This is a genomic window from Nostoc sp., from assembly GCF_036919595.1.
Classification (GTDB): Bacteria; Cyanobacteriota; Cyanobacteriia; order Cyanobacteriales; family Nostocaceae; genus Nostoc.
The window spans coordinates 42,964-54,502 of sequence record NZ_JBALCO010000144.1; the positions used below are offsets into that span (position 1 = coordinate 42,964).

The 11,539-nt window shown below is 42.0% G+C and carries 10 protein-coding genes and 2 pseudogenes; 5 read left to right on the plus strand and 7 right to left on the minus strand.

Going from position 1 to position 11,539, the window contains the following annotated elements; all coding sequences use genetic code 11:
- The first annotated feature begins 95 nt into the window (after window positions 1-95).
- Window positions 96-1,031: a phosphoribulokinase gene (locus V7K21_RS22055; protein ID WP_335177356.1), complete on the plus strand. Its 936-nt coding sequence runs from the start codon at window positions 96-98 to the stop codon at window positions 1,029-1,031.
- Window positions 1,032-1,174: 143 nt separating this feature from the next.
- Here V7K21_RS22055 and V7K21_RS22060 read toward each other — a convergent pair whose 3' ends face one another.
- On the minus strand, window positions 1,175-1,720 hold the full coding sequence (locus V7K21_RS22060) for a GNAT family N-acetyltransferase (protein WP_335177347.1): 546 nt from the start codon (window positions 1,718-1,720) through the stop codon (window positions 1,175-1,177).
- A gap of 314 nt (window positions 1,721-2,034) precedes the next feature.
- Here V7K21_RS22060 and radC point away from each other — a divergent pair, with 314 nt between their 5' ends.
- Entirely contained in the window at window positions 2,035-2,766 is a 732-nt protein-coding gene (gene radC / locus V7K21_RS22065) for a RadC family protein (RefSeq protein WP_335177348.1), read from the plus strand.
- A gap of 27 nt (window positions 2,767-2,793) precedes the next feature.
- On the opposite strand, the pseudogene V7K21_RS22070 reads toward radC, so the two are convergent.
- Window positions 2,794-3,084: pseudogene (locus V7K21_RS22070) on the minus strand (SDR family NAD(P)-dependent oxidoreductase); the annotation flags it as partial.
- Window positions 3,085-3,092: 8 nt separating this feature from the next.
- On the opposite strand from V7K21_RS22070, the gene V7K21_RS22075 reads away from it, so the two are divergent.
- The 3 genes and pseudogenes from V7K21_RS22075 to V7K21_RS22085 all read left to right on the plus strand — a co-directional run bounded on the left by V7K21_RS22075 (window position 3,093) and on the right by V7K21_RS22085 (window position 5,163).
- Window positions 3,093-3,434, plus strand: coding sequence for a hypothetical protein (locus tag V7K21_RS22075; protein WP_335177349.1), 342 nt, complete (start codon window positions 3,093-3,095; stop codon window positions 3,432-3,434).
- A pseudogene (locus V7K21_RS22080) lies at window positions 3,392-3,539 on the plus strand (TIGR00341 family protein); the annotation flags it as partial. The gene V7K21_RS22075 and the pseudogene V7K21_RS22080, both read left to right, overlap by 43 nt.
- A 70-nt stretch (window positions 3,540-3,609) precedes the next feature.
- Window positions 3,610-5,163, plus strand: a complete 1,554-nt coding sequence (locus V7K21_RS22085; protein WP_335177350.1) for a cation:proton antiporter — start codon at window positions 3,610-3,612, stop codon at window positions 5,161-5,163.
- Window positions 5,164-5,619: 456 nt separating this feature from the next.
- Here the strand turns inward: V7K21_RS22085 and V7K21_RS22090 are convergent, their stop codons facing one another.
- From V7K21_RS22090 to V7K21_RS22110, 5 genes are all read right to left on the minus strand, one after another.
- The gene (locus V7K21_RS22090) at window positions 5,620-7,215 is read right to left on the minus strand and encodes an FAD-dependent oxidoreductase (RefSeq protein WP_335177351.1); all 1,596 of its coding nucleotides are present in this window, start codon (window positions 7,213-7,215) and stop codon (window positions 5,620-5,622) included.
- A gap of 734 nt (window positions 7,216-7,949) precedes the next feature.
- A complete protein-coding gene (gene speB, locus V7K21_RS22095; protein WP_335177352.1) occupies window positions 7,950-8,984 on the minus strand; it encodes an agmatinase SpeB in 1,035 nt (344 codons plus the stop codon).
- A gap of 132 nt (window positions 8,985-9,116) precedes the next feature.
- Complete coding sequence (locus V7K21_RS22100; protein WP_335177353.1) at window positions 9,117-10,157, minus strand: DUF2157 domain-containing protein; 1,041 nt, start codon at window positions 10,155-10,157, stop codon at window positions 9,117-9,119.
- 187 nt (window positions 10,158-10,344) lie between these two features.
- Window positions 10,345-11,202 (minus strand): nitrate ABC transporter ATP-binding protein, encoded by an 858-nt coding sequence (locus V7K21_RS22105; protein ID WP_335177354.1) that lies wholly within the window; start codon window positions 11,200-11,202, stop codon window positions 10,345-10,347.
- 54 nt (window positions 11,203-11,256) lie between these two features.
- The coding region (locus tag V7K21_RS22110) for a hypothetical protein (protein ID WP_335177355.1) at window positions 11,257-11,539 on the minus strand (283 nt) is incomplete at its 5' end.

Below are 11,539 nucleotides of genomic sequence, written 5' to 3' on the forward strand. Positions count from 1 at the left end.
AGCCTTTACTTGAGTTACTCGCCTAAACCCTTCTAGAATTAAAACTATTGTAGGGAAATTGTATTAATAAACTTGCTTTCATTCTGGGAGGTATGATGAGCCGTCCAATAATTCTTGGTATTGTCGGCGACAGCGCTGCTGGGAAAACAACACTAACGCGCGGAATCGCTCAAGCACTCGGCCCAGAAAATGTCACAATCATCTGTACAGATGATTACCACCGTTATGATCGCAAAGAACGTGCAGAAATTGGGATCACTGCTCTCCACCCCGACTGCAACCATTTAGATATTATGCAGCAACACCTGTCGTTGCTACGCACAGGACAGCCAATTCTTAAACCAATTTACAGCCATAGAACCGGCACATTCGAGCCACCGCAGTATATCAAGCCTAGTAAATTCGTGATTATTGAGGGATTACTCGGTTATTCTACTCGTGCTGCCCGTGATTCTTATGATGTTAAAGTTTACCTTGCACCTCCTGAAGAACTACGCACTAAGTGGAAAGTCAAGCGGGATACGCAAAAGCGCGGCTACACTGCCCAACAGGTAATAGGGGAATTAGAAAAGCGCGAACCAGACTCAGCACAATTCATCCGTCCGCAGCGGCAATGGTCTGATATAGTAATTAGTTTTTACCCACCCATTGAGGAAGCTGATGAAACCAATGGACATTTAAATGTGCGTTTGGTACTACGTCCGACAATTCCCCACCCAGATTTTACCCCGATTATCAATTCTAGCTATGGTAATTCTGACTCAGCGATCCGCCTGGGGCTAGACAGGGATATGAGTAAGCCTGTGGATGTTTTAGAAGTTGATGGTCATGCAACCTTAGAACAGGTGAATAAGCTAGAGCATATTATTTGTTCTGATATGCCCCATTTACGAAGTATTTGCGATCGCGAAAGTAATCCAGAACTGGGTAGAATTGCTGGTACAACTGGGGAGACATTGCAAAGTTACCCCCTCGCTCTTACTCAGTTAATAATTACCTACCACATGCTGAAAGCAACGCAAATGTACTAATAACTGGGATAGGGAGTGGGGAGTAGGAAATAGGGAGTAGTATAGTTCCATCAATTGAAAGACGACTTAGGAAAAGAACCGCTCATAATTATCATGGCTACCAATCCAAAACCATGTAGCTTAGTTGAACTTTGGCGTGAAAATTATGCGATCGTACTATCGTCTTTAAGCAAACCGTAAGCAAGTGTATTGAATATACCATTTTGAGTTTTCGTATGTTGCCTTAAGCACCCTTCTCGCTTAAATCTGTTTTTCTCTAAAACCTTCACTGAAGCGATATTGAAATCAATAACATGAGCAGTTAGGCGAATCACTTCGAGATTATCAAACGCATACTGAACAAAAACATGGAGCGCATCAGTAGCTAATCCTTGCCCACGATATGCTTTAGCTAGCCAGTAGCCAATCTCTACTCTATGTGCTTTCCCAACTTTTAAGTCATCTACACCAACTGAACCAATTAAATAACCTTCAGGGTTGCGAAGTGCAAAGGATATTTCTCTTCCATTTTCTCTCAAAAACTCAAGCCTATGCTGTATCCACCAATCTGCGGCAGCTTCTGTATAGGGATAGGGGATGACAGGAATTGTATAGGAAATACTTCTGTCGTTGAAATGTTCCAAGTATGCAGTTTTATCTGTGGGGTAAATGCTAGTTAAATGAAACCCGTCACGGATATTTAGTTCCATATCGGAGATTTATCACAGATTATTGAATTACATTAGGTAAACTAACACTGATATAATCTCAGTTACTACACGCATAACGGCACAGCAAAGCTTCACAGATAACTTTCAAATTGCCTCGTCCTCACCGATTGATAAAGTCGCCTAACTCTAAACGTAACATCTTGCTATTGATGACCGTTATTCTTGTGAAGGCAAGATGTGCTGAAAGGAGAGAATTGCCAAAGATTAAAGATTTTCTCAAATAAAGATGATCTATAGAGCAAACAAGGGATAAATAAGGATAGTTTGATGTGTGGTGACGATTATCTTAGTTTATGACCTATTGCCTTAGAATTGCTGACCTACCTACAAATGAGCGTCCGCGTGAACGGCTAATGACGCACGGTGCCAAAATTTTAGCCACAGCGGAGTTAATTGCAATTCTTCTAGGCACTGGTCAAGGGCCGGGAAAATTATCTGCTGTGGGTTTGGGACAATATATCTTGAGCGAATTAGGCAAACACCAACGTGATCCTTTGGTAGTTCTGCGAGAAGTTACCCCCGCTGAGTTGATGCAAATTTCTGGTGTTGGCCCAGCGAAGGCGACAAGTATCTTAGCAGCAATTGAATTGGGCAAACGCGCCTTTCAATCTCGACCTTTAGATGGCACATTAATTGATAGCCCACTTGCTGCTGCTGCTACCCTCAGTCAAGATTTGATGTGGCAAACAAAAGAACGTTTTGCAGTGGTACTGTTAGATGTCAAGAATCGTTTGTTGGGTACGCAAGTAATTACCATTGGCACCGCAACCGAAACCCTAGCCTCTCCCCGTGAAATCTTTCGGGAAGTTATTCGCCAAGGTGCAACGCGGGTAATAGTTGCTCACAACCATCCTTCTGGGAACCTTGAACCCAGCCACGAAGATATAGAGTTAACGCGTCAGTTGTTAGCAGGGGCGCTGCTTTTGGGCATTCCGGTATTAGATCATCTGATTTTGGGGAATGGCAATCATCAAAGTTTACGGGAACTGACAACCTTGTGGGATGAGCATCCACAAGGGGATTAAATTAACAGGACGCGGGGGCGTTACAACTTATTTGCTTTCCTGCATGTTTCTAACTAGTTTAGTCACTAGCTTTCTGGGAGTAAATCTTACGGATTCAGCCAGTAGCTTATTTTTTATTCCAGGAACAACAACAGTTTTGTTTTCCAATAGACCACGATAGCCGATCTCGGCTACTGCTTCCGCAGTCATAATCTTTTGACCGCTTACCAGCTTTGAGTTTTCCATTGCGGCTCTTTGTTGAAAACCAGATTCTGTAGGCCCTGGACAAAGCGCCGTCACAGAAACACCCGTACCTTCTAATTTATTAGCGATCGCTTGCAGCAACTTTGTTAGGTATCCAAATTAACAAAACGAAAAAACCTTTCTTTACTCCCTATTCCCTACTATCACTCCTCAAAGTTGCCTTGAGTGACTACAACTTAACAATCACATTTATTGCCATTTGGAGATTTCCAAGCGAACTGCCGCGTTTGTTCCTAAGACTTTTTGTCCACGTTCAGGTAGGGGAACATCTGCAACATATACATCTGAATTGGATTTTGGATTGGGATTTAAGTTGGTTACTGGCTCTTTTTCATCGGAAGTCCAGCTATATGCAGCCTAAACATCCCATCGGTATGATTGGCTTAGGCTGCGGGGAAGAGAACCTGTCACACCTCGACAAGTAGAGTTATTAGAAGAATTTATCGAACGAGAAATGGGGCAACCATTCACTTTAATTTTTTTAAGTTGGTCAAATGGAGGAAATTCGACATTCCGAACCCAGACGCTGAACTTGCTAATTTGGCATGAATGAGGAGAGAATTTATCAGTCAAGTCAAACTAACTTTCCAAAACGCAATAGTGGATGTTACAGAATTAGTCAAAGTTTTAATTATTCTCCTAATCGTTGCTACAGGTGTAGCTTTGCTATCCCGGCGGTTGCGAATTCCTTATGTTGTGGGTTTAGTATTAGCAGGTTTGCCGATCACTGAGTTATTATCTCGTCCGATTGGTTTAAATCCAACCCTTGTTTTGAATCTTTTTCTGCCAATTCTCCTCTTTGAAGCTGGTATTAATACAGATGTCAGCCGCCTACGCAGCACCTTTAAACCAATTGCCCTTCTCGCTGGGCCAGGGGCTGTGCTTTCCAGTGGTATTATTGCCGTTCTGTTGAAATTTGGGCTGGGACTGAGTTGGATACCTGCCTTATTTGTAGGAGTAATGCTGGCAAATACTGATACAGTTTCAATGATTGCCATCTTTAAGGAAATACCGGTACCCTCTCGCCTTTCCACCATCGTTGAAGGAGAAACCCTATTTAACGATGCTGCTGCCCTAGTTACGTTCAACCTGGTTTTGCAAGTATATTCGACAGGTTCACTCACATTACTACAGGGAATCCAACAATTTCTATTTATCTCTCTAGGAGGCTGCCTGGTGGGGTTAGTCTTAGGCTACTTAAGCATACCTGTATTCGCCCGTTTGGATGATCCCCTTAGCAGTCTATTACTGACAGTAGCAGTTGCATTAGGCACTTTCCAGGCTGGAGAATTTCTAGATGTATCAGGTGCTGTCGCCGTAGTTGTGGCTGGATTAATTTTCGGGAATTTAGGGCTTTCTGGCAATACTTCTGCTTCTAGTCGCATCACCTTATTAAGTTTCTGGGAATATGCCAGTTTTACCGTCAACACCTTTATTTTTCTGCTGATTGGTGTACAAATAAACCTGGTAATGCTCTGGAGGACTTTACCTGCAATTCTACTTGCAGTTTTGGCTTATCAAGTGGGGCGAGTTCTTACGGTCTATCCTTTGCTAGCAGTGGTTCGTTGGTTTGACCGCCCAATTCCGCTGCGCTGGCAACATTTACTGTTTTTAGGCAACATCAAAGGTTCACTCTCAATGGCTCTGGCATTGAGCTTACCCACTACATTACCAGGGCGAGAAGTCCTCATCGCTTTAGTCTTCGGCAGTGTGCTGGTGTCGTTAGTCGCACAGGGTTTAAGTTTGCCTTGGGTGGTAAAACGCTTAAAATTATCTAAATTTTCAGAAGCTCAACAACAGGTTGAAGAATTACAAGCTCAGTTGATGACAGGTAAGGCAGCACAGGATGAATTAGATAGCTTGTTGAAATCAGGGGTGTTACCAAAAGCCGTTTATGAAGAGATGCGTTCAGCTTATCAGGTACGAATTGCTGGTGCAGAAAAAATACTACGGGAACTTTATAATCGTCGTCCTGATGAGTTGTCAGGCAAAAGTGGCAACAGTAGTAAACTTGATGCCATTCGTCGGCGTTTACTGCTGGCAGAAAAAGGGGCACTCAATGAGGCAATGCGGAAGCGAATTCTCTCAGAAGAAATTGTGCGCGGGCGGATACAGACTCTTGATGAACAATTGCTGAAGCTAGAAGATGATTGAGGTAATTCATAATTATGAAAATAGAGATTAAAACTTCCGCTTATTCATGATTAAGGTAAACACATCTAAATATTGACGAACCTGGATAAGAGGGGAATGCACTAAGACCGCAATTACATAGAACTTTCAGAAAATTAAATATTCACTCTCATATAGCAATCCTAAATCATTCGTGAAAAGTTAAATCCGCGACTTCTATAAGAAGTCAAGGATCTGGACACCGCGAATTTGAACGAAATCAGATAGGACTGCTATATATTAATCAATACGGTTCACTTAAGAAAATTGTAGGTTGGGTAGAACGAAGTGAAACCCAACAAAGTCACGGAGGTGTTGGGTTTCGTTCCTTAACCCAACCTACGCAGAAGTTGAGTTTTAGGCTTAACTGAACTGTATTGATATATTAATTACTTTAATAATTAGTCAGGAGTTAGAACTGCCTCCTGTTCTATGTATCTACAACAGCCCCTCTATCAATTGATCGAAATTGCGGCGATACACTTGTTGGGCGTATTCTTGCCACACTTTGTCTGACGAGTAGGGTGACAGTTTTAATGTTGCCTGTTGGACGTATGCCATTAATGGGTGACGAAGACACTCATATTTATCAAAAGCTTTGGCTATAGCTTGCGGATCATCCCAGTTATTCTCCTCAGCAATTTTAGCGATGAGTGTTGTAACTACTAGTGCATCTTCAAATCCTTGATTAGCTCCTTGAGCCATGAAGGGAGGCATTCCATGTGCGGCATCGCCAACTAATACGATTCGCCCTATACTCCAGGCTGGTGGAATTTTGGCAGGATCAGCTTCAGTATTGAGGTCAGTTGGGTTAGAAACTTGTAGAGAATCCGAAATGGTAGCGTGGTGAATATAGTATGGCCGCTGCTGCATCTTGGCAGGAGGAGATATACGTACTAATTGCTTAAGTGCATCAGGAAAGCCTGCCTTCTCCAACTCCTGCAAAGCTAAGTCAATTAAAGAACTTTCAGACTTTCCTTGCAATGAGTCTAAAGGCAAAGCAAGATGTATCGTGTACCCTAGTTGAGTAGTTGATCTATTAAATAAAATCATCCTGATGTTATTTATACAAACAGAATTTCCAGATATTTCATCATTAGCAATTGTTACAATTGGTGAGTGTTGAAAGAAATATTCTTCTAATTTAGTCCGCAGTTCCTTTGCTATCTCAGCAACTTCCCTACAAAATATAGCTGCAAATCCAGAGTATTCAGGTCGGGCAAAATTATGGTATTGACTATCTGTGTAAAGCAGCCTACGAACTGTAGAATTAATCCCATCTGCTGCAACAATTAGTTTGGCTGTAATCGATTTTGTTGCTAATTCTTGGGGGGCAACATCTGAATTTTGGGGCTGGGTGTCATTATGTTTCTGCGCCTCTGTCCAATACGCATAGGGGTTAGCTTCTATTCCTATGTTAGCTACACAATCTATGCGGACACAACCGTTTTCCGGCTCATTCACAACATTAATACAACGGTGATTAGCTTTAACTCGGTCTTGGGGAAGTAGCTGTCTTAGGGTTGTCTGCAAATTGCACCAAGAAATTGACACTCGACCCTCGCCATAATCTTTAAACCAGTCATCGAAACTAAGCGAGATTGACCGAATTATCTGCCCCTGTAAATTTTTATAAGCCCATTGAGGTGAAGTCTTTGGAGGTTGTTGCTCTTGAGTAGGTTCAATAGTTTTCTGGCCATTAAACTGATTGGAATTCAAGAAACCAAGTCCAATTTTTTTGACTTCTTCGTAAGCGTTAGGATCTAAATGTTTGAGAGCTTGTAATCCATTGGGGAGTAGATCCAATCCTTGTCCAATTTCACGAAAGGCGCGAGTTTGATCGACGACAAGGACATTTTCAATCCCACGTTTACGTAAGCCAATGGCAGTTGCTAATCCAATAGGCCCAGCGCCAACCACTACAACATCGTAGATTTCCTGAGGAGCAGAAGAGGAGATAACAGATGCAGCCAAGGTATCAGCATTGGTTGATGTGTTTGTATGTGGATGAGGACTTGATTTAGTTTCTAGCATATTTATACACATGAATCTTGGATAGAAGTTGGGCAATGTGGAAAGCTATAGCTATCAAGTTACATAGATGCACATAACAATATTAAAATCAAATACAAAAAGTTAGATATTTTGCGGCGATCAAACTTTTATCTAAAACACCAACTATGGTTATACCAATTCTGTATGAAGGTGCGTCAAACTATATGAGGAACGAACTGCATTCGCGCAGCGTCTGATAGAGAAGGGCGCATAGACAAGTTCGCGGAGCGTCTCTAAGAGTTGTGGCTTCCCGCAGGGTAGGACACAAATAAAAAAAGAAATAAGAAGCCAAGAAAATTTGGTGCAGCCTCACAATGAAATGGTATTAGCTGACAAAAATCCTGAGTACTCTTTTCCAGTAATGGGTATACGCACTTTTAATCCCATTTCACGCAAACCCTGATACATATAGATTTTTCGTAGAAGCACAGCATTACTCATTGGTGTAAATTTAAGCTAAAATCCTTTAAAATCTCGTTTCCAGCCAGAGGCTGGAAATAGTCTTTCATAGCGGCAAAGCCGCTAGTCTTGAGGCGGAGCCTCTGATTGGGCATTCCCAGTCTGAGACTCTTAACGAGACACCTCTAAAAGCTTTTTCTAGGCAGGCTTGCTTTTACGTTAGTTGATATGTATGAGCAATGCTGTGCCCCTACCAACGTATTTGTATGATTACTCCACTATTCGTCTTCCAACTACAAATTACGATATATTTTCTACTGAGACAAATCCATCAAGTTTGCCAGCTTGTAAACTACCCGCGCTCCAACATTACCATCCCACTCAGCATCACCGACTTCGCAGATATCAAAGCCAATAATTTTTCTCCCACTATTTACCAATTCTCGGAACAGACAAAAAGTCTGCTCTAATTCCAACCCACCTGGAACAGGAGTACCTGTACTGGGACAGAGTTTTGGATCTAGACCATCTGCATCAAAGCTAATGTAAACGGACTCAGGTAAATGACTGGTAATTTCTCGGCATAAATCAATCCAAGTTGTTCCAGAGTAAAGCTTTTGCTTAATGGCTGGGTCGTAATATGCAATAATGCGATCGCTAGATTGGTCAATCATTTGTACTTCATCATGACTAATATCACGCAAACCCACCTGCACTAGCTTGGAAATTTGCGGTATTTTCATCGCATTAAACATAATAGACGCATGGGAAAACTCAAATCCCTCATAGGCATCGCGTAAATCTGCGTGAGCATCTATGTGCAAAATACCATAGTTCGTGTACTTAGCCGCTAATGCTTGGAAATAACCTAACGGCGAACTGTGATCTCCACCAATGACTGCAACTCGCTTACCATTGTTAATTGCTTGTTGACAATTTTCAAACAGCCATTTATTAACCTGTTGACAAGCCTGATTAATTTCTGTCAGCACAGGTGTTAAATCTGGTGTATCTGAGAGTTGTTTCCCTTGGGCTAATCGCTCGATAATTTTTGCTGCCAAGGCGCGGTAGTATGTATTCTTCTCTAAAATATCCTGGGGAATTTCTACCATGAAAATTCCCTGCTTCCAACCATTAGGGTTATCGAAATCGAACAAATCTAGTTGAGTCGAAGCATCTAGAATTCTCTGTGGACCGTTAGCTGTGCCTGCGCCATAGGAAACAGTGACTTCCCAAGGCACACCAAAGACAATCAAGTTTGCAGACTCGTAATCGCAGGGCAAACCTAAGAGGTTGCCATTTATTTCACCTACGCCGCTAGGATTGTAGTCTTGTAGTTGATTACTCATCGATTATCTTCTGGATTTACGTGGATGGACAGCACAGTGGACATCTGTATTGTAATAGAGCTAATGCTTGAAGGGGACATAAGGATATCCCTGTTTGCGTCTTGGCGTCCCCACATCTTTTTTAGTTCCCTTTTAATCTCTCGGTAAAATTTGTCTCAATTGTTCTGGTAGTAAGCCTTCAAAGAAACGCTCAATAGCTTGGCTGTTGCGTTGATACAAAATACCCAAATAGATCACAAATATTCCCAGAATAGTCAGCACAATCGGAAATAGTACGGCATTATTAAAAACTGTAGAGGCAAGATATCCAAAATATCCAAATACACCTATTGCCCCAAAGACTATAAAAACTTTTCGCCTCAACAACACCGACAGCACCATTAAGCCTAAATTAATCAAACAATATATAAATTTTTGGAATTCGTTACTGTCTCCCATGAAAGAAAGACTAAACCAGAAAGGGATTAATCCAAACAGATACAGCCAAAAAGCAAAATCTCCATCCCGCCTGCGAGTGCGAATGTCGATTAGGTACGCAACGATTAAACACGCGATACCAAACCACATAGAAACTAATACTTGTTGCTTCCAATTAAAATCAGTTTTACCAAATAGCAGTGGTGTTAAATCCATCGATATGAAGTACAGCGAAAAAGCAATGGGAGCAGTCAAAAACGGAAACCGCACAAACTTGAGTGCAACTAAAGCTGCAATGATAGTTCCCACTTCCATGAAAAACCAGCTGCCTTTGATCCAATGATAGTAATCACGATATGTTCCCGGGTCGGCTTGAATCCAAAATCCCGTCCATCTTTGCAGTCCATAAATCGCTAGGGGAGTCATGCAAACTGCGATTGTAAATAACAGTCCTCCAGGAACTTTCAGATTTTGGTCGAACCACAGCCTTCTACCCATGATGACGAAGCAAAAGGCATAAATGCTGGCTAGGAGAAAAATTCCGCCACCGCCAAACGACTCCCAAGCTAGTACCATAAACCAAGTCATGGCAGAGATCACAATCAACGCGCCAAAGTAAAAAGCTACATTGGCAAAATTAAATTGAGGCCGATCGCTGTTACGCTCAGACATTGCATCCCAAAGTGCATTCACTTGTTCCGGGGAGATTAAACCTTGCGAAGCAGCCCATTGCAAATCTTCTTTATAAAGTTTCATATTTAAGATTTGGTTCGATTTTCTATATCCAATGACGCCAGTGGCTGACAAAAGTCACCACTTTTCTTTTATGGTATCGGGTCAAAGCGATCGCAAACCAAATATAAACAAACAAAGCACAACACGTCAGCAATGTCAAAAGCGGGCATAAATGCAGCCCGCTAACCTTTATCAAATTGAAAAGCTACTAGTTAACATCATCATGGGCAAAGCGATTAAAGAGGAAATCTAGGGCATAATTACGCAGTTGGTAGTATTGTGGATCTTCCATAATCCGGGCGCGATCGCGTGGACGAGAAAAGGGAATTTCCATGACTTCGCCAATTTTTGCATGAGGGCCGTTAGTCATCATTACTAATTTATCTGCTAAAAATAATGCCTCATCAATGTCGTGGGTAATCATTAGCACTGTGCAGCGATTCTCATTCCAAATTTTGAGCAATTTTTCCTGTAATTCTTCTTTGGTGATTGCATCCAAAGCCCCGAAAGGTTCATCTAAAATTAAGACTTTGGGACGAATCGCCAAAGCACGAGCAATAGAAACCCTTTGTCTCATACCACCTGACATTTGCATTGGTTTCTTTTCCATCGCATCAGCTAGTCCCACCATTGCCAAATGATCGCGCACGATCGCTCTTTTTTCGGCTTGTGGTTTGTTGGGATAAACGGCGTTAACAGCTAAGTAGATATTTTCAAAAGCTGTTCGCCAAGGTAGCAAGGCATAGTTTTGAAAGACAACCATCCTGTCTGAGCCTGGTTTGGTAATGGGTTCTCCTTCCAGCAACACTTGCCCGGAAGTAGGAAAGTTAAAACCGGATACCATATTTAGTAGTGTCGATTTGCCGCAGCCAGAGTGACCGATGACGCAAATAAACTCGCCTTGTTCGACGTTAAGGTTAACGCTATCGAGTACGGTGAAGGGGCCTTTCTTTGTGGGATAGACTTTGCTAACGTCTTTAATTTCTAGGAAAGGTCTGTGGCTGGTGGTTGTAGTGGCGAATGGTTTTCCAAGTGTGTTTGTAGCTTTTGAGTTGCGGTTTTGCATGGTATTTGGTATTTGGGTATTGAGGCTTGGGGGCTGGGAATTAGGGATTGGGGACTACTCACCGCTACCTAAAGGTTTGTTAATGAAGTTCAAAGGCTCATTAATGGAGTTCAGAGGTTCATTAATCGAGTTCAGAGGTTCATTAATCGAGTTCAAAGGTTCATTAATCGAGTTCAAAGGTTCATTAATCGAGTTCAGATGCTCATTAATGGAGTTCAGATGCTCATTAATGGAGTTCAAAGGCTCATTAATGGAGTTCAAAGGCTCATTAATGGAGTTCAAAGGCTCATTAATGGAGTTCAAAGGCTCATTAATGGAGTTCAAAGGCTCATTAATG

Coding starts and splice junctions, on each gene's coding strand:
- V7K21_RS22090 (WP_335177351.1), bottom strand. CDS start 7,215: ATGCTAGAAACTAAATCAAGTCCTCATCCACATACAAACACATCAACC.
- V7K21_RS22105 (WP_335177354.1), bottom strand. CDS start 11,202: ATGCAAAACCGCAACTCAAAAGCTACAAACACACTTGGAAAACCATTC.
- radC (WP_335177348.1), top strand. CDS start 2,035: ATGACCTATTGCCTTAGAATTGCTGACCTACCTACAAATGAGCGTCCG.
- V7K21_RS22055 (WP_335177356.1), top strand. CDS start 96: ATGAGCCGTCCAATAATTCTTGGTATTGTCGGCGACAGCGCTGCTGGG.
- V7K21_RS22060 (WP_335177347.1), bottom strand. CDS start 1,720: ATGGAACTAAATATCCGTGACGGGTTTCATTTAACTAGCATTTACCCC.
- V7K21_RS22100 (WP_335177353.1), bottom strand. CDS start 10,157: ATGAAACTTTATAAAGAAGATTTGCAATGGGCTGCTTCGCAAGGTTTA.
- speB (WP_335177352.1), bottom strand. CDS start 8,984: ATGAGTAATCAACTACAAGACTACAATCCTAGCGGCGTAGGTGAAATA.